At 42.4% G+C, this 23,739-nt stretch carries 19 protein-coding genes, 1 tRNA gene, 2 pseudogenes and 1 CRISPR repeat array; of the genes and pseudogenes, 19 read left to right on the plus strand and 3 right to left on the minus strand.

What is annotated here, in order from left to right; translation table 11 throughout:
- Nucleotides 1-100 precede the first annotated feature (100 nt).
- The 8 genes from AC6IZ0_RS01785 (at nucleotide 101) to AC6IZ0_RS01820 (ending at nucleotide 6,974) form a co-directional block, all read left to right on the plus strand.
- Entirely contained in the window at nucleotides 101-409 is a 309-nt protein-coding gene (locus AC6IZ0_RS01785; RefSeq protein ID WP_015212739.1) for a carbon dioxide-concentrating mechanism protein CcmK, read from the plus strand.
- A 95-nt stretch (nucleotides 410-504) separates the two neighbouring features.
- Nucleotides 505-840, plus strand: a complete 336-nt coding sequence (locus AC6IZ0_RS01790) for a carbon dioxide-concentrating mechanism protein CcmK (RefSeq protein WP_271764047.1) — start codon at nucleotides 505-507, stop codon at nucleotides 838-840.
- Between the two features lie 16 nt (nucleotides 841-856).
- Entirely contained in the window at nucleotides 857-1,159 is a 303-nt protein-coding gene (gene ccmL / locus AC6IZ0_RS01795) for a beta-carboxysome shell vertex protein CcmL (RefSeq protein ID WP_271733380.1), read from the plus strand.
- A gap of 56 nt (nucleotides 1,160-1,215) precedes the next feature.
- Nucleotides 1,216-2,871, plus strand: coding sequence for a beta-carboxysome scaffolding protein CcmM (gene ccmM / locus AC6IZ0_RS01800; RefSeq protein WP_497724844.1), 1,656 nt, complete (start codon nucleotides 1,216-1,218; stop codon nucleotides 2,869-2,871).
- 157 nt (nucleotides 2,872-3,028) lie between these two features.
- On the plus strand, nucleotides 3,029-3,781 hold the full coding sequence (gene ccmN / locus AC6IZ0_RS01805) for a beta-carboxysome scaffolding protein CcmN (protein ID WP_271733393.1): 753 nt from the start codon (nucleotides 3,029-3,031) through the stop codon (nucleotides 3,779-3,781).
- 47 nt (nucleotides 3,782-3,828) lie between these two features.
- Nucleotides 3,829-4,632, plus strand: a complete 804-nt coding sequence (ccmO, locus tag AC6IZ0_RS01810) for a beta-carboxysome assembly protein CcmO (RefSeq protein ID WP_497724845.1) — start codon at nucleotides 3,829-3,831, stop codon at nucleotides 4,630-4,632.
- A gap of 233 nt (nucleotides 4,633-4,865) precedes the next feature.
- On the plus strand, nucleotides 4,866-5,804 hold the full coding sequence (locus AC6IZ0_RS01815; protein WP_271733375.1) for a LysR family transcriptional regulator: 939 nt from the start codon (nucleotides 4,866-4,868) through the stop codon (nucleotides 5,802-5,804).
- A 618-nt stretch (nucleotides 5,805-6,422) separates the two neighbouring features.
- The gene (locus AC6IZ0_RS01820; RefSeq protein ID WP_271733374.1) at nucleotides 6,423-6,974 is read left to right on the plus strand and encodes a hypothetical protein; all 552 of its coding nucleotides are present in this window, start codon (nucleotides 6,423-6,425) and stop codon (nucleotides 6,972-6,974) included.
- Nucleotides 6,975-7,007: 33 nt separating this feature from the next.
- On the opposite strand, the gene AC6IZ0_RS01825 is transcribed toward AC6IZ0_RS01820, so the two are convergent.
- Nucleotides 7,008-7,892, minus strand: coding sequence for an alpha/beta fold hydrolase (locus AC6IZ0_RS01825; protein WP_271733373.1), 885 nt, complete (start codon nucleotides 7,890-7,892; stop codon nucleotides 7,008-7,010).
- Between the two features lie 441 nt (nucleotides 7,893-8,333).
- On the opposite strand from AC6IZ0_RS01825, the gene AC6IZ0_RS01830 reads away from it, so the two are divergent.
- The 7 genes from AC6IZ0_RS01830 to AC6IZ0_RS01860 all read left to right on the plus strand — a co-directional run bounded on the left by AC6IZ0_RS01830 (nucleotide 8,334) and on the right by AC6IZ0_RS01860 (nucleotide 18,002).
- Nucleotides 8,334-8,642 carry a carbon dioxide-concentrating mechanism protein CcmK gene (locus tag AC6IZ0_RS01830; protein ID WP_271733372.1) on the plus strand — a complete coding sequence of 103 codons (309 nt, stop codon included), beginning with the start codon at nucleotides 8,334-8,336 and terminating at the stop codon, nucleotides 8,640-8,642.
- A gap of 66 nt (nucleotides 8,643-8,708) precedes the next feature.
- Nucleotides 8,709-9,059 (plus strand): carbon dioxide-concentrating mechanism protein CcmK, encoded by a 351-nt coding sequence (locus tag AC6IZ0_RS01835; protein ID WP_271733371.1) that lies wholly within the window; start codon nucleotides 8,709-8,711, stop codon nucleotides 9,057-9,059.
- Nucleotides 9,060-9,420: 361 nt separating this feature from the next.
- On the plus strand, nucleotides 9,421-10,617 hold the full coding sequence (locus tag AC6IZ0_RS01840; protein ID WP_497724847.1) for a HetZ-related protein 2: 1,197 nt from the start codon (nucleotides 9,421-9,423) through the stop codon (nucleotides 10,615-10,617).
- Nucleotides 10,618-10,993: 376 nt separating this feature from the next.
- Nucleotides 10,994-12,778 carry a M61 family metallopeptidase gene (locus AC6IZ0_RS01845; protein ID WP_497724849.1) on the plus strand — a complete coding sequence of 595 codons (1,785 nt, stop codon included), beginning with the start codon at nucleotides 10,994-10,996 and terminating at the stop codon, nucleotides 12,776-12,778.
- Between the two features lie 382 nt (nucleotides 12,779-13,160).
- On the plus strand, nucleotides 13,161-14,465 hold the full coding sequence (locus AC6IZ0_RS01850; RefSeq protein WP_497724850.1) for a murein transglycosylase A family protein: 1,305 nt from the start codon (nucleotides 13,161-13,163) through the stop codon (nucleotides 14,463-14,465).
- Between the two features lie 751 nt (nucleotides 14,466-15,216).
- Nucleotides 15,217-16,795: a CRISPR direct-repeat array (repeat unit 36 nt; unit sequence GTCCCCACTCGCTGGGGACATTATTTGAATGGAAAC).
- A gap of 266 nt (nucleotides 16,796-17,061) precedes the next feature.
- On the plus strand, nucleotides 17,062-17,532 hold the full coding sequence (locus AC6IZ0_RS01855) for a hypothetical protein (protein ID WP_497724851.1): 471 nt from the start codon (nucleotides 17,062-17,064) through the stop codon (nucleotides 17,530-17,532).
- A gap of 2 nt (nucleotides 17,533-17,534) precedes the next feature.
- A complete protein-coding gene (locus AC6IZ0_RS01860; RefSeq protein ID WP_280793303.1) occupies nucleotides 17,535-18,002 on the plus strand; it encodes a restriction endonuclease in 468 nt (155 codons plus the stop codon).
- A 211-nt stretch (nucleotides 18,003-18,213) separates the two neighbouring features.
- Here AC6IZ0_RS01860 and AC6IZ0_RS01865 read toward each other — a convergent pair.
- Together AC6IZ0_RS01865 and trmFO are read right to left on the minus strand one after the other, a co-directional pair.
- A tRNA-Arg gene (locus AC6IZ0_RS01865) sits at nucleotides 18,214-18,286 on the minus strand.
- Between the two features lie 128 nt (nucleotides 18,287-18,414).
- Nucleotides 18,415-19,729, minus strand: a pseudogene (gene trmFO, locus AC6IZ0_RS01870) (FADH(2)-oxidizing methylenetetrahydrofolate--tRNA-(uracil(54)-C(5))-methyltransferase TrmFO).
- Between the two features lie 129 nt (nucleotides 19,730-19,858).
- Between trmFO and AC6IZ0_RS01875 the strand changes: the two are divergent.
- From AC6IZ0_RS01875 to carA, 4 genes and pseudogenes are all read left to right on the plus strand, one after another.
- Nucleotides 19,859-20,041 carry a hypothetical protein gene (locus tag AC6IZ0_RS01875; RefSeq protein WP_271733360.1) on the plus strand — a complete coding sequence of 61 codons (183 nt, stop codon included), beginning with the start codon at nucleotides 19,859-19,861 and terminating at the stop codon, nucleotides 20,039-20,041.
- A 167-nt stretch (nucleotides 20,042-20,208) separates the two neighbouring features.
- Nucleotides 20,209-20,475 (plus strand): DUF7219 family protein, encoded by a 267-nt coding sequence (locus AC6IZ0_RS01880; RefSeq protein ID WP_280802029.1) that lies wholly within the window; start codon nucleotides 20,209-20,211, stop codon nucleotides 20,473-20,475.
- Between the two features lie 492 nt (nucleotides 20,476-20,967).
- The gene (gene trpD / locus AC6IZ0_RS01885; RefSeq protein ID WP_497724853.1) at nucleotides 20,968-22,041 is read left to right on the plus strand and encodes an anthranilate phosphoribosyltransferase; all 1,074 of its coding nucleotides are present in this window, start codon (nucleotides 20,968-20,970) and stop codon (nucleotides 22,039-22,041) included.
- A gap of 337 nt (nucleotides 22,042-22,378) precedes the next feature.
- Nucleotides 22,379-23,516 (plus strand): annotated as a pseudogene (gene carA / locus AC6IZ0_RS01890) (glutamine-hydrolyzing carbamoyl-phosphate synthase small subunit).
- Nucleotides 23,517-23,739: the final 223 nt, after the last annotated feature.

Consider the following 23,739-nt stretch of genomic DNA (forward strand, 5'->3'; position numbering starts at 1 on the left):
ATGCTTAATTTAGAAGTGTTTTTATGGCTCAAGATGCAGCCCTCCGCTTAAACATTTCAAAACACAGTACTAATTGGATTAAATTTTTAGGAGTTCTGCGATGCCAATTGCAGTTGGAATGATTGAAACTAAGGGGTTTCCGGCGGTAGTAGAAGCTGCTGATGCGATGGTGAAAGCCGCACGTGTGACTTTGGTAGGCTATGAAAAAATTGGTAGTGCTAGGGTAACCGTGATTGTCCGGGGTGACGTGTCGGAAGTACAAGCCTCTGTTGCGGCCGGCGTAGATGCAGCCAGAAGAGTTAATGGTGGCGAAGTATTATCCACTCACATTATTGCCCGTCCCCACGAAAACCTAGAGTACGTTTTGCCCATACGTTACACCGAAGCTGTAGAACAGTTCCGGACTTAAAAACTGATTTTAAGCAAGTAAAGTAATTAACGGGGTCGCCGTCTTGAGCGCCACTTTTTCCCAAGGGTAAAAACTTTAATTCAGGATAAGAACTAATGTCAATCGCAGTAGGAATGGTAGAAACGCTGGGCTTTCCCGCAGTAGTAGAAGCTGCTGATGCCATGGTAAAAGCCGCGCGTGTTACTTTGGTAGGCTATGAAAAAATCGGCAGCGGTCGAGTCACAGTCATCGTTCGGGGTGATGTTTCCGAAGTTCAAGCTTCAGTGGGTGCGGGGGTAGAATCAGTTAAACGAGTCCATGGGGGAGAAGTGTTATCTACCCACATCATTGCTCGTCCTCATGAAAACTTGGAATACGTGTTACCAATTCGGTATACCGAAGACGTAGAACAATTCCGGGAAAATGTCAACGCCATTCGTCCTTTTCGGTAGAAGACCGTAATCTGTAATGCAAGTTGCCAAAGTTCGTGGCACAGTAGTCAGCACGCAAAAAGATCCAAGCCTTCGCGGTGTCAAACTACTGTTGTTGCAATTAGTAGATGAAGAAGGAAACCTCCTGTCTAAATACGAAGTAGCAGCAGATACCGTAGGCGCGGGAGTAGATGAGTGGGTGCTTGTCACTCGTGGCAGTGCCGCTCGTCAGATTTTAGGTAATGAACAGCGTCCCTTGGATGCTGCGGTGGTGGCGATCATTGATACCATTCACTTGGAAGGTCGTCTCATGTACAGCAAAAAAGAGCAGTATCGATAGTCTTTGAATGGTCAAAGATTTAAGAAAAAAAAGCTTAATTGAGGAGGAATCTTGTAATGGTTGTCCGCAGCACGGCGGCACCCCCAACCCCGTGGTCGAGGAATTTAGCCGAGCCCAAAATCCATGAAAGCACTTTTGTACATCCGGCAGCCAATATTATTGGAGATGTACGAATAGGTGCTAATGTCATCATTGCTCCAGGAACCTCGATTAGAGCGGATGAAGGTACACCTTTTTTTATTGGCGAAAATACTAATATTCAAGATGGTGTAGTAATTCATGGACTCGAACAAGGCCGAGTCATTGGCGATGACCAAAATCAATACTCAGTATGGGTAGGAGAAAATGTTTCTATTACCCACATGGCATTGGTTCATGGTCCGGCTTATGTAGGAGATAATTCCTTCATTGGTTTTCGTTCCACAGTATTTAACGCCAGAGTAGGCGCGGGTTGCATCGTGATGATGCACGCTTTAATTCAAGATGTAGAAATTCCCCCTGGTAAGTATGTACCTTCGGGAGCGATAATTACTACTCAGCAGCAAGCAGACCGGTTGCCAGATGCTGAGGTTCAGGATCAGCAGTTCGCCCATCATGTGGTGGGGATAAATCAGTCATTAAGAACTGGTTATCGCTGTGCTGCGGATAGCAAGTGTATTGCACCCATTCGGGATGAGATTGCTAAATCTTATACAAATACTGGTATTACTGTTTTAGAGCTAGAAAGGAGTAGTGAAGTGTCGAGCAACAGCTTGGGTGCAGAAATCATAGAACAGGTGCGCTATCTTTTAGATCAAGGATATAAAATTGGTACGGAACACGTAGATCAAAGACGGTTCCGCACTGGTTGTTGGCAAAGTTGCCAACCAATTCAACCTGGATCTATAGGTGAAGCGATCGCAGCCTTAGAAAGCTGTCTGAAAGATCATAGCGGCGAATATGTCCGTCTGTTTGGCATTGACAATGGTAAACGGCGCGTCCTAGAAACGATTATTCAACGCCCGGATGGCATAGTCACTACCATCGCCTCTAGTGGTTTTCCGGCATCTGCTAATAATGGTAACGGTCGCTATAGTAGTAATGGCAATGGTCACGTTGCCAGCAGTGGTGTACTGAGTAGCGAAACCATAGAGCAAATTCGTAATTTGCTATCAAGTGGTTACAAAATTGGGTCTGAACACGTAGATGAGCGACGTTTCCGCACTGGTTCCTGGAACAGCTGCCAGCCCATTGAATCAACTTCCACCAATGAAGTGCTAGCCGCATTAGAAGCATGTTTAGAATCCCACCAAGGGGAATATGTACGGGTGATTGGTATTGATACCAAAGCTAAACGGCGGGTTTTAGAAAGCATTATCCAAAGACCAGGCGGACCAGTTGCCCCTTCTGCTACCAAGAAATCCTTTAGCAGCAATAGTTCCGGCACTGCTACCGCCACCGCCACCAGTACCCGGTTGAGTTCTGAAGTGGTAGACCAAATCCGACAAATTTTGGCGGGTGGATATAAAGTTACTGCTGAACACGTAGACCAAAGACGGTTCCGTACAGGTTCCTGGGCGAGCTGCGGTCAAATTGAAGCCAAATCTGACAGAGGGGTGATTGAGGCTTTAGAGGGATACCTCGCTGAATATCCAGGGGAATACGTGCGGTTAGTTGGTATTGACACTAAAGCTAAACGCCGAGTCCTAGAAACTATCATCCAACGTCCCTAAAATTGCTGAGTTAAGAGTGCTGTTAACATCCGTGGGCGTAGCCATTGCTGAGTGAAATTTTTAGTCATTACTCCAGGCATCAAGCTATTGCCAACCTTATAGAATGGATTCAGCACTTAGCACTATGCTCTCTCCGGCTTCCGAGGTAAAAATTTCCATGTCTGTGCCGCCACTGCACCTGAGCAACAAGTTCGAGTCCTATATAAGTGGCGAGGTGACTATTCATCCCAGCGCGGTCTTGGCACCTGGAGTCATACTTCAAGCTGCTGTAAACAGCAAGATGATCATCGGACCAGGGGTGTGTATTGGTATGGGGTCAATTCTCCAAGTTAGCGAAGGCACTCTAGAGGTAGAAGCAGGAGCAAACTTGGGAGCCGGTTTTTTGATGGTGGGTCAAGGCAAAATTGGCGCAAATGCTTGTATTGGTTCAGCAACCACAGTTTTTAACTGTTCTATCGAGCCGGGAACAGTCATTCCGCCAGGCTCAATTTTAGGGGACACCAGTCGGGAAATTGAGGATACACAACAACCGGCAGCAGCTCCTAACAATGGTGCTCATACCAGTAGTGAACAACAGCCAGAAGCGGAAAATAGTTTAGAGCCGGATGAGGAGACAGTCATTTCCTCAACTAACATTTGTGCATCTGCTTACTGGAAATTCAAATACCAGTCTACTTCCTCTTCTGTGTCTTCGCCTACATCGGAAAGCCAGCCCCCTGCTGGAGAAAAAAACGCTGACACCAATAAATCCATACCCCAGGAACCAAAATCAAGTCAGCCTCCCACTAAATCAGATCATAATTTCGGGAACCAAATTTATGGACAAGGAAGTATAAATAGGTTACTAGTGACATTATTTCCCCATCGGCAAAGCTTAAATGACCCCATCTCTGACGATCAGTCTGAGTAAGTGTTAATTGTAAGTTGTCAGTTTCATGAGTAATCTGGAAAGTTCACATGGAAACATCTAACCAACACTCTATTAGCACAATTCAGAAATCCCGCCGACGAGATCCTCTGAAAAATACTGCTTTGGGTTTAGTCTCTACCAGCAGCTTTCCCGCCATAGTGGGAACGGCAGATATGATGCTCAAATCCGCCGGTGTTCACCTAGTCGGTTATGAAAAAATTGGTAGTGGGCAGTGTACCGCTATTGTCAGAGGCGGAATTGCCGATGTGCGTCTGGCTGTAGAAGCTGGTGTTCAAACTGCTGAACAGTTTGGTCAATTGGTTTCTAGCTTGGTGATTCCTCGGCCTTATCCTAACTTGGATATAGTGCTGCCCATCACCAGCCGGCTGAGTAAATTGATGGAGGAAGGAAATCAAAGCAGTTTAAGTAACTTAGCCATTGGTTTAGTGGAGACTAGGGGATTTCCGGCCATGGTGGGTGCTTGTGATGCCATGCTTAAGTCGGCTGATGTTCATTTGGCAGCCTATGAAAAAATTGGTGCCGGTTTGTGCACTGCCATTATTCGTGGCACTGTTGCCAATGTGGCAGTGGCGGTAGAAGCTGGAATGTTTGAGGCAGAACGCATTGGCGAATTGAACGCAGTCATGGTTATTCCTCGACCACTAGATGAGATGGAGAAAACCTTACCTTTAGCCAGCTGCTGGATTGAACACCGCGAACCATTGCATATGCCCGTCAATGTCCAAGAGCAGGTGGCGGAAATAGAAGTGTTACAGTTGCCTGATTTATCCCAAATCCCGTCCAAAATTCCCCAGGAGGTTGCCGAAGAAATATGGAAAGATGAAGGTTAAAATTATGTAATAATTTTAACTATTCATCTTGCCATGGAAGGCATCTTACGCTTTGCTTGTTGTCTTGATAATAACTTGTGAATACCATAAGTAAAACAACTTTCTTTGAATAAGATTAATAGATTTTTATCTATAGGATAATTCAGAACTTCGTATGAGTGGTTCTGTCGCATTGGCAAGTGTTCAGTGATACTAGATTTATAGATTAAATTTCTATTAGAGGAGAATCACCCTTGAAGCAGGCAACGCTACACCAGTTGAAGGTGTTTGAGGCAGCGGCACGGCACAGTAGCTTTACTCGTGCGGCTGAGGAATTATTTCTTACTCAACCTACCGTGTCGATGCAAATTAAACAACTCACGAAATCGGTGGGGTTGCCATTATTTGAGCAGGTGGGAAAACGTCTATTCTTAACACAGGCCGGGAGGGAATTATTTACCACTTGTCGGCAGATTTTTGAAACCATGGCCAAGTTTGAAATGACTGTGGCGGATTTAAAAGGTCTTAAACAGGGGCAATTACGGTTGGCAGTGATTACAACGGCTAAGTATTTTATTCCTCGTTTATTAGGGCCGTTTTGTCAACTTTATCCCGGAATTGAGATTTCCTTACAAGTAACCAACCATGAACGCATTTTGGAACGGATGCTGAATAACATGGATGACCTGTACATTTTAAGTCAAGTTCCAGAAAATATCGATGTCAACTATGAGCCATTTTTAGACAACCCTTTAGTAGTATTTGCACCCGTTAATCATCCCTTGGCAAAACAGAAAAATATCCCCATAAAAAGGTTGACAAATGAACCTTTTATTATGCGCGAACCTGGTTCAGGGACTCGCCGCGCCGTGCAGAAACTCTTTGATCAATATGGTGTGAAGGTAAAAGTTAAACTGGAATTGGGCAGCAATGAGGCTATTAAACAGGCGATCGCCGGGGGGTTGGGAATTTCTGTTTTATCTCGCCATACCTTAATGCCAGACTCTTCTGAGTTCGCTATTTTGGATGTAGAACATTTCCCCATCAAGCGAACTTGGTTCATAGGGTATCCATCTGGTAAACAATTATCTATTGTCGCTCGTACTTATTACGAGTATTTACTGGAGTCCGCCAAAAAGTTTGTCGAGGAAAATGGTGATTATGGTAACAGTCCGGTTGATAAGCTGGAATAATTTTTATCGTCAATTTTGTTGTCGGCAAGCTGCCAAATTTTCACGAACAATAATAGTATGGGGATGATTGTCTCCCAGCAGGCGTTTATAGAGTTCTAAAGCTTGGAGATACAAAGAAAGGTTCGGCTTGGTAGTACCGTTTCTTTCTCAATACATTTTCAGTGGTGCTGTATGACATTGACTGAGTGATACATTTGCTCATCCGCTAGAGGATCGGTAAGGTGATGACTGCTGATTTTTATTTTGACAGTTCGTTTGTGGACTCTTCAAGAATCCCCCGGCTTCTAGCCGTGGGGAGTATCAAGATTTTTTTGTGATAGGATGCCACACAAAGGGGTATATTTATGTAAGGCAGCCTGGGAAGTCAGCATTGTTAAAAATATCTCAACAGTTAGGGAGAAGTCGGTAAAACGACTACAGTAGTTAATTTAGCTGCACAATTCACGTAAAATAATAAGTTTATTATTGATGCAGATATTGAAGCTTTTGCCAGTTCATAGGGAAAGCAAAATCACAACTAGATTCGCTCGCTATTGCTGAATGGCGAGAGAAAAATACACCCTAGGGGGAGTCATAAACCACGTCTGCAAAAGAATTACAGCGTTATTGGAGAAAATAATGGTTAAGCAAAATCTATCCGAATCACTACAGCAAGAGGCACAAAAATTGATACTACTTGAAAATGAAGCTGCGGTTGAAGTTACAGCACAGGAAGTTACCGAACAGAATGTTTTAGCAACAGAGCAATTACTTAAACCCAATGATGCTATGTCTAGTTCAAAAGATTTAGAAACTACTGTGGAAAAATTAAAACAAACTCTGGAAGAATATCAAAATAAAGAAAAAACTCTGCAAAAACAAATTGTTGATTTACAATCAAATTTGTATGAAAAGCAAGTATTAACAGAAAGGCTGACTAAAGAACTGCACGAAGCTAAACAAACCGCCCTACAGCTTGCAGAGTCTAACTCTCAATTAATACAACAAAGTAAATCCCACATCCCACTAAAACAGGATAAGTCAGCAATTCCCAAGAAAGAAAGTGCAATCCAAGTCAAAGAGAAATATAATCCAGTTGGCTATAAAAAATCACATCGGGTTCCTGAGCAGCTTGTACAACGTCAAAAAGAAGGTGATAAGTTTGCAGATAATACTTGGTTGTACGATTGAATTCGTAATTCTTAATTAATTATTAATTTGTGATTAATTACGAAATTCGAGAATTTGTTTGGCGGTAACTTCTGGCTGTTCTAAGTGGGGAACATGACCAGCATCTTTGATCCAAACAAGGTTACTACTAGGAATCGCTTGGGTAAACTTTTTAGCGTCCGATGTACCTAAAATTTTATCCGTATCTCCCCATAAGATGAGAGTTGGTTGGACAATGCTGGTAAGCTGCTTTGGTTGAAAAGCGCGATACCCACCACTTTTAGTAAAAGCTATTAAGGCTTGAGTCCAGTTAGGCATTTCTAGGTGTAATGAGGCACATATGCGAGCATCAGTTGAGGCGAGTAACTGATTTTTGTAAGCAGCGCGGGAAATGCGATCGCGTATATGAGGATTACGCAAAAAATTAGCTGCTAAAGAATCCAATGGGGGAAACATCAAGCTTGAGGGTGAACCCCCCTTCAAACCAGCGCTATCGATTAACACGAGTTTTTGCACCAATTCTGGGTAACTCAGGGTAAAATCAATGGCAGCTGCACCCCCCATAGACGCACCCACTAAAATCACAGGTTGGTTAATTAAAGTTTTCCAGAAATAATACAGATGAGTTTTGATAGCCAGCGGACTAAATTGCACATCGGTAATTCTGTCTGTGAACCCAAAGCCTAATAAATCCACAGCCCAGGTTTCATTATCTCTTGGTAGCAGTGGTAAAAGGCGACGGAATTCAAACACAGAACTGTCGAATCCGTGAATTAATAAAATAGGTGTACCGCCACTACCCTTTTGCACATAGGTAGTGGTAATTGGTTGATTAGTTAAAGGAGTGGCGATCGCTTGAGCCTGAATAATTTGAGCCAAGGCGATGGAGGTAGGTTCAGTTAGTTGTCCAACTGTGGGAGGTAAGAAATTAGGAAACATAATTCTTTAGAGGATGTTTTAAAAGGTATGATTAGTGTATCAAATATTGTTTTACCCCCACCCTCCCCATTCCCTTCACAAGGGAATGGGACTTGATTTTGTTTCTTCCGGTGTGTTCCCTAATCCCTAATCCCTGTTACCTGTTCCCCTAATCCCTAATCCCTGTTCCCCTAATCCCTAATCCCTAATCCCTGTTCCCCTAATCCCTAATCCCTGTTCCCCTAATCCCTAATCCCTGTTCCCCTAATCCCCTAATCCCTGTTCCCTGTTCCCTGTTCCCTGTTCCCTGTTCCCTAAAATGAAAATTACCTGTTGAAAAGTTATAAAACAACCTCTTAGTTTACACCGGGGTGAAGAGAAAATTTTGCTAAATGTCAAAGTTGGTACGAAACCCTCGTACAATTAATATCACTTGATTTTTTAGACTCAGGAGCTAATGCCATGCCCATGGCGGTTGGCGTCATTGAAACCTTGGGCTTTCCTGCTGTACTAGCAGCAGCAGATGCCATGGTTAAATCTGCCGCAGTCACAATTGTGTATTATGGTCAAGCCGAAAGCGCTCGCTTGTTAGTCGCTGTTCGGGGACACGTTGCTGAAGTTCAAAGGGCTGTCGAAGCAGGAATATTAGCCGGAGAACAAGCTTATGGTGGTCAAGTAATTACCCACTATATTGTTCCTAACCCCCCGGAAAACGTCGAGACCATTTTACCGATCCACTTCACCGAAACATCTGATCCGTTCCGTATGTAATAGGTAAATTCCTCAGGACAATAAATTTGTCGCCCCAAATACGTTAATTCATACAGGAGATTACTAATGTCACTACAGGCCGTTGGCGCACTTGAAACAAAAGGTTTTCCTGCTGTACTAGCAGCAGCAGATGCGATGGTGAAAGCTGGTCGCGTCACCCTTGTTGGTTATATCAGAGTCGGTAGCGCTCGTTTTACAGTAAATATTCGCGGGGATGTTTCCGAGGTCAAAACTGCTATGGCCGCTGGTGTTGAAGCTGCGGAAAATGTTTATGGTGGTACTTTGGAATCTTGGGTGATTATTCCCCGTCCCCATGAAAACGTGGAAGCTGTTCTACCAATCGCCTATACAGATCAGGTTCAACAGTATCGGGATTCTGTAGAAAACCCCATCGTGCGTTCATCTAACAGGTTTTGATCCCTTCCCATGTTTTGTATGGGACCAAAATTCAGCTAAACCTTTAATTTACACACCTTAACTCAAAGTTGAGGTGTGTCTATTTTTAGCCTCCGTTGGCATACATCAACACAAAAAACTAGAATTTTCCTCAATTGTGCATAAAGTTAGTCAATCCAGACGTAATAACAATAAAACATCTCAGATGTTCTGATGTCAAAACTAATTTGACTAGAGTAGGGCGGCGTTCCTGGTAAATAGGGAAATTGATTAGCACTATTCCTTGACTGAAAAGCACCCCTTCTAGGGTGGCGAATTTATGCGCCCGTACCTTGGATTTATATTCATGGTGGGGGATACGTTACGAAGGTTCTGGTGATAAGTGGGGGTTGTGATGCCGAGTTTAATACAGGTTCTTGAGGGACGCAAGACAAAGGATAGGGAAAATTTAGCTGATTACTGGGGTAAGCGTTTAGCCGCGGAGTGTCCAGAACAAAGTATAGCCAACCGAGAAAGTATTATTCTCTGGCTTTTGGGAAGTGATTTAAAATGCTCGGATCAGTTGAATCGCCAACAACTCAACATTGCTCAACAAGGTATTCAGTATCGCTGGAGGATTTTACATCAGCACTACCTGGGCTACGGAAGAGAAGTGGCCTATCGTCACCTACTAATTCGTTTAGCAGGTTTGGTGACATTACGCAATAAGATTCAGACTTGGGTTTCTTTGAGTTGCGATCGCCAGCGTACTGTCATCGATGTGTTACAAGAAGTCTTACAAGACTTATTGCAAAATGATCGATATATGCACCAGCAAATGGCTTGTATAGCTGAATTTACCATCGATCAACGGCTGCGGGATACCCTTTTATTTGCCAGTATAGAAGAGTATTCTATGCGCCCAATACGTAATCAACCCTTACTCCTATACAGATTTGTCAACTACCTGCGGCGAATTCAGCGTGGTGGCTTAACCCAAGTGCCAAATACTGAATTGGTCAAGATGGTTTCGGTACACACCCTCTCAGATAACAGTGAGAATCCCTTGACCCGGGCTGATCATCGAGCGATCGCCCAATATCAAAAGACACAAGAACTAGAAGAACAGCAGATACTGCGGCATCTGGTAAAAAAAGAATTGGCCGAATATTTACGGCAAACCCTAGGAAAAGAGGCAGTAGAGTGGCTGAGTTTGTATCTGCAAGGGCAGTCTCAAGATGACATCGCGAAAAAACTACATAAGTCAACCAAGGAAATTTACCGACTGCGAGAAAAAATTAGCTACCATGCTGTGCGCATCTTTGCCCTCAAAGTTAATCCAGAACTGGTTGATAACTGGTTGGCAATATCCCTCCCGGAAAATAATTTGGGGCTAACTGAAAACCAATGGCAGCGACTGTACGAAATCTTAACTCCTATGAAGCGACAGATCCTAGACTTGCGTAAAGCAGGTAACTCTATAGAAGCAACGTCTAAACAGTTAAACCTCAGCCAGCATCAAGTCTTAGCCGAATGGAGAAAAGTTTATCTCGCAGCCCAATCTTTAAGAACTCGGAATACGAACTGTCCCAGGATCTAGGCCAAAGATGGGGAATGTCGCAGATCCGGTTAAATGTGGGAAACTACCTATATATAATCAATCTGAGACTGGTGAAATATGTTCAAAAGTTGACTGTAATTATATGTGCTGAGATTGCGGCAATAGAACAGATAGAAATGTGCCACATAGACAATTCGTTTTCATTCCGCATCTAGTGCTGCGGTAAGGTATACGGAAAATATGCGGCAAAAGTATAAACTCTTACCCATTATTTTGGAGTAACATCCGTGATAACCAGAGCATGGCGAGTGTCAATCAGTCTTAAGTCTACAGTTGTTAACTATTAACTATTGACTATTGACCATTAACTCTTGACTATTAACTATTAAGTGAGGATTTATAACTCTTTTTACACATGATTAAAGCAACAGCACCTCATATCGAGATTGGCATCCAGGAAACAGTACCGGCAATTCATTACCTTGTGGCAATGCCTCAACCAGAAACTCACCTGTTTGAGGTTACATTGGAGCTAACTAACCATTCATCGCAAATTCTTGACTTGAAAATGCCAGTATGGACACCAGGGTCATACTTGGTGCGAGAATACGCGAAAAATCTCCAAGATTTTGCCGCCTTTGCCGGCGATAAGCCTTTAAATTGGCGAAAAATTAGCAAAAACCACTGGCAGGTAAATACAAGTGGTGTTTCACAGTTAAGTGTGCGTTACCGAATCTTTGCCAATGAGCTATCGGTACGGACGAATCATTTAGATAAGACTCACGCCTATTTCAATGGTGCTGCACTGTTTTTTAGACTCCCTACTTGGGAAAGTCTACCAATTCAGATTACTGTCGTACCACCACAGCCAGACTGGCGGGTAACTACTTCTTTACCGACAGTTGGTGGGCAAAGCCATACTTTCTGTGCTGGGGATTTTGATACCCTTGTGGATAGCCCCTTTGAAATTGGTAAGCACCAATCATATTACTTTGAGGTTTTGGACAAGCCCCATGAACTGGCTATCTGGGGAGAAGGGAATTTACCATCAGAACGGGTAATTACTGATATCAAAAAAATTATTCAGGTAGAAGCTGAGATGTTTGGGGGTTTACCCTATGACAGATATATTTTTCTCCTGCATTTATTCGCCCAAGCTTATGGAGGATTGGAGCATAAAAACTGTTGTTCATTAATTTACCAGCGTTTTGGGTTTCGCAATCAGGAGAATTACGAGCGGTTTGTGCAATTAGTGGCACATGAATTTTTTCACCTGTGGAATGTCAAGCGGATTCGCCCCAAAGGGTTAGAAGTGTTTGATTATGAGCAGGAAAATTATACACCTTCTTTGTGGTTCTGTGAAGGAACTACAAGTTACTATGACTTACTGATTCCTTTGCGAGCTGGCATTTATGATGCTAAGTCTTATTTAAATCATTTGAGTAAGGAAATTACTAGATTTCTGACAACGCCAGGGCGCAAGGTGCAAACACTCGCGGAGTCGAGTTTTGATGCTTGGATTAAACTTTATCGTCCAGATGCCAATAGCAGCAATTCCCAAATGTCCTATTATCTTAAAGGGGAAATGGTTTCTTTGTTGCTAGACTTGTTAATTAGAGCGCGACATGGCAATAAGCGATCGCTTGATGATGTGATGCTGCAAATGTGGCGGAAATTTGGAGAACCGGAACTTGGTTACACCCCGGAAGAGTTACAGGAGGTAGTTGAATCAGTAGCAGGTGTGGATTTGTCCAATTTCTTTGAATCCTACATTAACAGCACTGATGAATTACCTTTTAATCATTACTTCCAACCCTTCGGTTTACATCTGGTAGCGGAACGGGAAGAAGCACCTTATTTAGGTATCAAGGTGAAAACCGAACATGGCCGGGAAGTAATTAAATCTGTAGAAGTGGGTTCACCAGCGCAACTAGCGGGAATTGATCCAGGTGATGAGTTGTTGGCCATTGGGGGTGTGCGCTTAACTGCTAGTCAACTTAATGAGCGCCTCCAAGACTACCAACCACAGGATATTATTGAAGTAACGGTTTTTCACCAAGATGAATTACGTACCCATTCTGTTACCCTGGGTACACCACGCCCTGGTAAATTTGAGATTTTGCCAGTAGCTAATCCCGATAGCTTACAAACAGAGAATGGCGCAGGATGGTTAGGAGTACCGATAGTTAATCTTGGTTGATAGGAGGTTGGGAGGCTCTTTTTGCCTCTCATCCCTGATTCTCTGGTTGTTGCAGCTACAAGCAACACATCCTTACAGTTGTTGAGTTACGCAAATATAAAATATACAATTTACACTTAGAGGATGGCGATCGCCTTCTGAATGTATGAGCATTATACTAAGTAATTTCTCCTGGTCTAATCATGGTGTGTTGCTCAACTTATACCGGTTGATGCTACCAATAATCAGGCTTTTTGATAAAAATATCGCGGTAAGCGGGAAACTCAGCGGCTTTAGACCTCAGAGTGTCAATGGTGCTTTACAGATTAATGGCTAGTGGCTACCCTAGGGTAATCGATAAATTGCCATTATTATTGATTACCGGTAATTCATGTTTGAGCTTATGCGTATCTTTTCAACCCGAAAACTCGGCTTTACATTAGGTTTTGGTGCTTTTGTGGTCATCAGTACAGCCACTAGTACTTTATTCAGTCACTCAAACAGTGAACCAGGAATTTCAGAACATGAGAATAAAAATTATTTTTTAACTAAATCACAGATTTCCCAAGCTCAAATTTGGCAAAATCCTGTTATTATTCCCCAAATATCTGATTTAAATATTATCTCCCCAAATATCTCTACATCTACAATATCTCAAGGGGGAATACCTGTAAGTTATCCTGTGGTTGACGAGTGGCAAAGGTTCAAGTTTAGTATTCAAGGTAGCCAGGTTTTCAGTCCTGCTAAACTACCCACATCTAATATCAGTTTTCAACAAAGAGATTTATTAACCGTTCTAGTTAACACCAGAAATTATTTTCAAGACAATGCAGACAAAGACCCAAATATTTTTCGCCGGGGTCTGCTGGGTACTCAGGGAGTGAGTGTACAGGATATTGTCAGAACTTTAGATTTTATGATTGCTGTATTAAGGGAGGATATCGCCAACAATCGCATTACCAGGTTAAAAAATCCTGATTTTATTAATGATAATTTTCGGGTGATTAAATGGACTCCCCATAATCCTAGTGACCGGGGACAGAAGCAGGTAAGAATTACCAAATATGCTGTTTTTGAGCATACTGGGTCCCGTACTAAAACTTCTACTTATAATATCCCAATTTATAGTTTAAAAGATGACCAAATTGCTGATAAATTCTATACTAGATATACAAAACAGGATGTTTTATCAGGGATTTATGAGCCGGGTGGTAAAGAATATGGTAGAGTTCAACCCCTGGCTTATTTGACCCGCAATGGGTTAGAAGAAGCTTTAATGCAGGGAACAATTCTGATTAATTTTACCGATGGTACTCAAGGATTTTTCAATGTGGATAGAAATAATGGTATTTCCTATGTCCGGGGATTAAAAGCCACAGCACAACAGCGTTACTGGTACTTTAGAGAGGTGGATGGTATTAAAGGTTACGGACATAATATAAATGCAAAAATATCTATCAAGCCAGGAGTAACTTTTGCTGGGGATGTTCTGAATATGGGCTTAGGTAGAATAGTGGTGATTGAAGATACTAAAGGCGGTCGGCAACATTTACAAATGGGCGTGATTGCCGATACCGGGGGAGCATTTTTACCTAATCTTTATCAACTAGACTTTTTAGCGGGAACCTTTAAGAATCGCCAACAGTTCACCCAGCATATTAGACAATTACCTGAGTTTGCCACAGCATACTTTTTAGTGAAGAAGTGATAGCTGTTATTTGCAGGGTAAGGGTTTGAGTCAGTACAATATCCCGGACTTCTCTAAGAGGATATTTGATAAGTTTTTTATTGTCATCAATGACACTGATTGATCCCCCTAACCCCCCTTAAAAAGGGGGGCTAAATTTTTAACAAAAGGGTGATTTAGGGGTATCTGAAAATATTCGATACATCATGAGAGACTTTTAAAACATCCTCTGAGGGTGAATGTCAGTGTTGTTAAGGCTACAGCGCTAGTTAGTCCTATTAATTCCATGGGTTTTACCTTTGATGTTTAGTTAAATATTTAACGGTATGTGTACTTATAAGAAGAAACAGCAAAAGTTTAAATAAATGAAATTTATAATACCATGCTCTGGACATAATAAAATAAATGACACATTTATTTTATTCAATCTCAGTAATACTATTTAGGTAATCTTGTCATCTATCTTTAGATAGATTTTTGAGGATATAAAAATTTTAGAGTAGTATTGACCCCTCACCTTACAAAAGGATGGGGTATATGGCTTACAGCAGAGCGATTGCCTAAATACTGTTGTAATGCACCAGTTAACTATTACGGAGGTTCAATCAAAATACCTGAAATAGTGATTCTAATGTATTGAACCTCGGTCGCTTGCTGGGTAAGGGTTTCAGGAGTTTTGTTAGTATGCTAAATGCCATTTCAGCCGTTAAGTTTTCTGAACCTCGGAAAGTGCCTCTAGACTTCTTACAGGGTAAGGGGTTAAAATGCAGGGGTCCCCACTCGCTGGGGACATTATTTGAATGGAAACTTGTTGGTGTATTCCTCATCCTTGAGGTGTTTTGTTACTGTCCCCACTCGCTGGGGACATTATTTGAATGGAAACTACTGCTGCTGGTACTTCATCTGCTATTGTGGGATGTCCCCACTCGCTGGGGACATTATTTGAATGGAAACAAGGGAACCGTGAGGGTTTTAGCGGGGGGTTTTACTGTCCCCACTCGCTGGGGACATTATTTGAATGGAAACGAGTAACTGACTGAGACAAAGCTGCGATCGCATCCTCGTCCCCACTCGCTGGGGACATTATTTGAATGGAAACCCCGTAGGTTAAGTGGGAAATCCCTTTATCTATACTGTCCCCACTCGCTGGGGACATTATTTGAATGGAAACAACTTCGTAAAATCCATGACCGTTCCTTTGACCTAAAAGTCCCCACTCGCTGGGGACATTATTTGAATGGAAACATTCCAGCACGAAGTCTTCTCGCGGGTAATGAGACCTTGTCCCCACTCGCTGGGGACATTATTTGAATGGAAACTCTTCGTAATCCTCGTATTCCAGGAACTTTTCCCAGGTCCCCACTCGCTGGGGACATTATTTGAATGGAAACAAGAACCATCGCCGCTAAAGCTGGGAGTCCTGTCCCCACTCGCTGGGGACATTATTTGAATGGAAACCTTGTGCTTCTATTAGGTGACCACCTAGTTTAATTAACTGTGCAGTCCCCACTCGCTGGGGACATTATTTGAATGGAAACTCGTATTCGAGTGACACGACTGTGAGGGTTATAGCGCCCAGAGTCCCCACTCGCTGGGGACATTATTTGAATGGAAACGCAAATAAAAGGTAAACGTCCGTTTGAGACAACTGCTTTGTCCCCACTCGCTGGGGACATTATTTGAATGGAAACTTACTCGAAGAAGCTTATATAGTCGAAGTTTTCCACGTCCCCACTCGCTGGGGACATTATTTGAATGGAAACGCGTTGTTTTGTTGTACTGCGGCTAAAGTTAAAACTTGTCCCCACTCGCTGGGGACATTATTTGAATGGAAACCTCTTAGTATATAAACTAGAAACAAAATCAGTAGTCCCCACTCGCTGGGGACATTATTTGAATGGAAACATCGCACCCACAGAAGGGTAAATTTTGTCCTTAAGTGTGTCCCCACTCGCTGGGGACATTATTTGAATGGAAACCGTAGCAGCGAGCTAGTTCTTTCAGGTCATCATCAGTCCCCACTCGCTGGGGACATTATTTGAATGGAAACCTTAAAGCGTATAAAACAGGTTGGGAACTACCATGTAACGGTCCCCACTCGCTGGGGACATTATTTGAATGGAAACTTTCGGAAAATTAGTTTCCACACTTGCTCTTCTATCTGTCCCCACTCGCTGGGGACATTATTTGAATGGAAACAGCGTCATACCATTCTGGAATAGCACGAAATTGATCAGCCGTCCCCACTCGCTGGGGACATTATTTGAATGGAAACCGACATTGTAGCATATGTCCTTAATTTCAAAATCTGCTGAGTCCCCACTCGCTGGGGACATTAATCGAATTAATACTATTGACGTTTCAACTCCGCTCAACGACCGTTAAGACTTGGCTCAACGAGCGCGGTTGATGGTTATAATCTGAATTTATGTTGGCTATCATTTTTAGTAGAACAATTAAGCCTCTGTTACAGGGGCTTAACTTTTATGTATTGGTACAAACCCATTGGGGAGAGTGTTTGAGTCTACTGCATAGAAAATATATCTGGGATTATGAAGGTTTAGATTTTTTATATGATTACTTTGCCGATTTATTGGAAAGTTAAAGGAGATTAAAGATGTCCACAGACAATAAAAAAAAGGACGACTATTTAGCTGAACACGCTATTAATCATGGAATTAAATTAAAAGAAACTGAACAGGAAGAATATGTCATCAAATATACAAATTCAGAATTAGACAAAATTCAGAAATTAACGAAGATTCTTCGATTATCAAAAGAAGCGTTTATGGAATCAGCAATTAGCTATTTACATTTTCGTTTTACTAGCGATCAAGAAAATACACAAAAGACTATACATCATCAAACAGCAAAGTATATGGATGAGTCAAAGAAAATTGAGATTGAACATAATATACCACCAAAGGAACGTGATCGACTTAAAGGAAAAATAAAGTTATCACCTGAAACATCTCAAAAATTAGATGAGTTAAACATGAAAGAGAAGATAAATGAATGCTTATTTACTGGAATTAATTTACTTTATGAACAACTAATTGATATAAAACCAGCAAAATCAGAAAACTAAGAATGGATTACTTAGAGATTGATGCATTAGTAAATGGAATTATTTATTCCAATGACGCAGTTAAACAAGAGTTAGGTAGGCGTTTTGCTGTTTATCTTGGTTTAACCCCAGGAAAATCTGGTAGTGATGGTGGAATAGATGGTTATGCAACAGTAAATAATGAAATGATTTATTTTCAATCTAAGTTATCTCAGAATATCTTGGATGCTTCCTTTACAGCAGATTTTGTTGGAAATCTTATAGTTCATGAAGCTGATATTGGAATAATGTTGGCTGGTATTGGTTATACAGATGGATTTCGTTCTCGTTTAGAGCAAGCTTCTCAAAGTAAGCTACTGAATATACAACCAAAGATTCATTTATTAAACCTTGAGGATGTTTTTGGAGAAACGACTACATTTAAAAAAGCGAGTAAAGATTTACCTATTTTGAGAGATTTAAGTAATGGAGAATGGGCTAAACACAAATAGGATATATAGGACTCCTATTTGATTTCTGAACAATTTCTGTTCGGTGTGTTCCCTTTCCTCACTATCATTTACTACCACAGGTAAATAATTGGGGAATGGGGAACGGGTAATATAAAGAAAGCCGGTTACACCACTGTTTCTAACTACTGGGTACAGTGGTTTATAAACGACGTTAAGTTAACCCAGTCAAATTATTTGGCAATTCACACAACGAGCGCGGAGGGATTTGAACCCCCGACCCACAGAACCGGAATCTGTTGCTCTATCCACTGAGCCACGCGCCCTAATTTTGTCCTATTATAGCACAAGTTAAAAAATAATTGGTAGGGTGGTGAACAGAATTAAAGAATACCCGGTAACCTACCCATGTACTGAAAAAATCAGCAACCCTCCCTTAGTGAGGGAGAAAAATTTAAAACTGATTTTTCCAGCTGGCTAAATCAGCCAAAGAGCGATCGCGATAACGCCCATAACGCTCCGGCTTACTTTTAATTTTGACACCTAAATCCGGCAAAATCCCAAAATTAGGTGGGATGGGTTGAAAGTGCTTCGGTGATGCTGAACTGATAAATTCTAATAACGCCCCCATCATAGTAGTGGGTGGTGCTGTTAAAAGTTCCTGACCCAAAGCCAACCGCGCCGCATTAGTTCCCGCTAACCAACCATCAGCAGCAGCAGCGGTATAACCTTCAGTACCAATCAACTGTCCCGCCGCGAATAAAGTAGGACGCTGCTTAAATTGTAAGGTGGAGTGGATTAACTGGGGGGCATTAATAAAAGTATTCCGGTGCATGACCCCCAACCGCACAAATTCGGCATTTTCTAACCCAGGAATCAAGCGGAAAACTCGTTTTTGTTCACCCCAGCGCAAGTTAGTTTGAAAGCCTACCATGTTCCACAGTTGACCGGCTTTATCTTCCTGGCGTAGTTGTACCACGGCGTAGGGACGTTCCCCAGTGCGACTATCCGAGAGTCCCACCGGTTTGAGTCGGACCATAGCGCATGGTGTCTTCTCCCCGGAGGGCTTGTTCTTCAATGGGTAAACAAGCTTCAAAAAATTTGGCTGTTTCCCGTTCAAAGTCTTTTAATTCCGTTTGTTCTGCTTGGCGCAGTTCTGACCAAAAGTGCAGATACTGCTGTTTATTCATGGGACAGTTGAGGTAGGCTGCTTCCCCTTTGTCATAGCGGGATGCCATAAAAGCGATATCATGATTTATGGATTCTCCCACAATAATGGGGCTAGCAGCATCGAAAAAGCTGAGGTATTCCATCCCCGTGAACCGGTGTAAATCGGCGGCTAAGTCGGGACTGGTTAAGGGACCTGTAGCTAAAACTACGATTCCTTCGGGAATGGCTGTTACCTCACCCCGGCGAAATTCAATTAAGGGATGTTGACATAGGGTGGCGGTTAGGTCTTGGCTAAATTTCCCCCTATCTACCGCAAGGGCTCCCCCAGCAGGGACTGCGTGTTCATCGGCTTTGGAGATGACTATGGAATTGAGTTGACGTAGTTCGGCGTGTAAGAGTCCTGTGGCGCGATCGCTAGCCATAGCCCCAAAGGAATTACTACATACTAACTCGGCGACATCTTCTGTATGATGGGCTGGACTAAAGCGTTTTGGGCGCATTTCATGGAGTATTACCGGTACGCCAGCTTGGGCTATTTGCCAAGCTGCTTCTGTCCCAGCTAGTCCACCTCCAATTACTTGTATTGATTGTTTATCCATATTTATAGGTTGAGGTTAGCCAATTTCCAATTGGTGGTGTATATCAATTTTGAGATATTTGGTGTCATACTAATTTTCTATACTAAAACTAAAGTTTGAGCATAAGAAAAATTTTTGGAGTGAATACTTATGGAATGGTCTAAAATAGTTGCAATTATTACAGGTGCTATTTCTGTGATTTTAGCGATCGCCTACCTTGTTTTAGTGCAATTGCTAGACTACCGGGATATGAAACCAGCTCCGGTAAGTGAATTAACACCACAGCAAGTTATAGTAGCATTAGCTTCTAATGATGCAGAAAACCTCTGGTAGAAATATTACCCTCCTTGGCTGTTAGAGATATGAGTATTCTTGTCTCTACTCTTTTTCAGTTCATCGATGCACATTAGGGATAGACTTTTGACAAAGTGGCAGAAAATTCATCATGCCAGTTGTTACATTAGTTAATTATTCATCTTTAATTTATAGGGGGTCAACTGATGGCAGAGCCTGATCAGGACGATAAAAAGAATTTTATTTACCCTCGTAGCCGATACTATGGTCAATTTGAGCCAAACAACTTAATATTTAACGCCAATCTTCAAGAATTTGCTCAAAAAGTCGGCTACATCTCCAATTTAGAGACATCTGGGAAACTTACACCCCAACAAGCTTATAAACAAATTAAAACTCTTTGGAAACAGTTAAAACGCAGCAAAAAAGAACTAAGCATTGGTAACAAGGTGGAACCCCCAAGCATACCTTAAATTATTTAAAACCCGGGCTAAGTGTCTCAAACTCATCCCGGGTGAGTGACACCACCATATTTTCTGATGGGATTTTGATAATCCAACGGGTGTTGGCTTGACTGTCATAACTTGACTCCATTCCACAAACCACGCCTACTTTGCCCATTACGTAAGCTGGACATAGTATTAAAACCTGATCCCCGACTTTAACACTGTGTGAGGTATACAAGATTCCGCCTATAAATTCTACACTTCAGGATGAAATTATATAAGTAAAACCCCAAAAATATTTAACTTTAACTAAAACTTGCACATTTCATAACCTTATCTTAATCAAAATGGGCATAAATAATGCATTATCTCTTGCCAGCACCCCGAAAAAAACCGCCATCAAATAGTCAGAATGGGTTTTTGACTTCCATACCTGATGATTGGCTGCTTTGCCATTTTTCGGTAGGATAGCTCCCATATCCTCAACTAGTGAGGGACACGTCACAACAAAGTAATCCTATGGCAACTTCCCCAATCCCGACTCAAGAATCCTCTGTTAACTGGCATCTCCTGCTACAACAATTAATGGACAGTGAATCATTGACCCGCATTCAAGCTGCTGAGTTGATGCAAGGGTGGTTAACTGAAACCGTCCCGCCAGAATTATCAGGGGCAATTTTAACAGCGCTGAACTTTAAAGGCATTTCCGCCGAAGAGTTGACAGGCATGGCTCAAGTGTTACAGTCTCAATCAAAACAGGGTACTAACCGAGAATCTACCCAAGGGATGATGAACCTCATAGATACCTGTGGTACTGGGGGGGACGGTTCATCAACCTTTAATATTTCTACAGCAGTGGCTTTTGTAGCTGCTGCCTATGGTGTACCCGTTGCTAAACATGGGAATCGCTCCGCTTCCAGTCTGACTGGTAGTGCGGATGTGTTGGAAGCATTGGGGGTAAATCTAACTGCTGCTAGTGAAAAGGTGCAGGGCGCAGTAAAAGAGGTGGGGATCACTTTCTTGTTTGCCCCTGGGTGGCATCCGGCACTCAAAGCCGTTGCTGGTTTACGACGGACTCTCAAAGTCAGAACCGTATTTAATTTACTAGGGCCCTTAGTCAATCCCTTATATCCCACGGGTCAAGTAGTGGGGCTATTTACTCCCAAGCTTTTAACAACTGTTGCCCAAGCATTACATAATTTAGGTAAACAAAAAGCAATTGTGCTGCATGGGAGAGAAAAACTGGATGAGGCTGGCTTAGGAGATATAACCGACTTGGCAGTTTTATCAGAAGGTAAGGTAGAATTAACTACTCTTAATCCCCTGGAAGTAGGTGTAACTCCCGCTGCCATTAGTGCGCTGCGGGGTGGGGATGTCCAAGAAAATGCAGTGATTCTCAAAGCAGTATTACAAGGTAAGGGAACTGTGGCTCAACAGGACGCTGTGGCCTTAAATGCTTCCCTAGCCCTGCAAGTGGCGGGTGTAATTCCTTTATTAGACCATGCCCAAGGGGTGAATGTGTCTAGGGCAATTCTTGAGAGTGGTGCTGCTTGGCAAAAATTAGAACAGCTAGTTGAGTTTCTGCAGGATTAACTTTTGAGCCTGCTTGTAAATCTTAAGAGAAATATCGCGTCTGGCTAAGGCGTGCAAGTCTACTAAGGAATAACCGCTCCCATGCTCCCGTTGAAGTAGAAAGTAAAGTCTAGCTTTGTCTAGGTTTTATATAGCAGATAATTAATATTTGCAGTAATAGCTGAACTAGCGACAAAATACTGCTTACCATTAACAAATGTCCACATAGGATCACTGTTCCACTATCCCCAAAGTCAAGCTTTGACGGCGTGGCGGTGGAGCAAAGAATTATCAGGTGAGAAACCTGGGTTATGCCTTCATGGCGTGAAACTTACATTATTTTTTGTCTTAATCACCTATGCCCCTGTCTAACACAATACCTGCTCTACTTGTCTTAGCCGATGGAACTACTTATCGCGGTTGGTCTTTTGGTGCAACGGGAACCAAAATCGGGGAAGTGGTATTTAACACCGGTATGACTGGATATCAAGAAGTCCTGACTGACCCCAGTTACTGCGGTCAAATCGTCATTTTTACCTATCCTGAATTAGGAAATACTGGGATCAATATTGAAGACGAGGAATCGAACCGGCCTCTGTGTGCTGGGGCGATCGCCCGCAATATTTGTCATCGCCCCAGCAACTGGCGGTCAACCCAATCCTTGCCTAATTACCTCAATCAGCATCAAATACCCGGCATCTACGGCATTGATACTCGTGCCCTCACGCGCAAAATTCGCACAGTAGGAGCTATGAATGGTGGTATTTCTACATCTCTGGATGAAGTAGAATTGTTAGAGCAGGTACTAGCAGCACCCAGCATGGCTGGTTTAAATTTGGCGCGTCAAGTTAGCACACCCAAGGTATATGAATGGACAGAAAAGACAATTCCTGCTTGGGAGTTCAATTCAGAATCTGTAGTTAATAACACAGAAACTTTGACTGTTGTTGCCATAGACTTTGGTATAAAACGTAATATTTTGCGCCGCCTTGCCAGTTACGGATGCCGAGTAATAGTTGTTCCTTTAGATACACCTGTAGAGGAAATCCTCAAATATAACCCAGATGGGATATTTCTTTCCAATGGTCCTGGTGATCCAGCAGCGGTCACAGAAGGGATTACAACCGCTAAAGGCATTGCTGGAAAGTCAAAAACCCATATTCGGCATTTGTATGGGACACCAGATTATAGGTCATGCCCTGGGGGCAGAAACTTATAAACTCAAATTTGGTCATCGGGGTTTAAATCAGCCAGCCGGACTACAGCAGAAGGTAGAAATTACCAGCCAAAACCACAGTTTTGCCATTAACCCAGATTCATTACCTGCCGGAGTTGTGGAAGTTAGCCACCTAAATCTCAATGATGGCACCGTTGCTGGCTTACGACATCAGTCTCTGCCCGTATTCTCTGTTCAGTATCACCCTGAGGCTAGTCCTGGACCTCATGATGGTGACTACTTATTCCAGAAATTTGTCCAAGCTATGCAAAAGAGCTAGTCCTCATCTGACTATTTTATAGACAAAACTATACTTATGTTGACAAGCGTTGACATAAGTGAGTTAAGAAAATCGCCCACTTGATATATAATCCTACGATATCAAGTATTGAATTAAGACTATTGCCAACGCGAAAACCAAGCAATGATAGCGGTAGTCTTTCTTGTAAATCTTAAGAGAAATATCGCGTCTGGCTAAGGCGTGCAAGTCTACTAAGGGATAA

Source organism: Anabaenopsis sp. NIES-4685 (assembly GCF_059725405.1).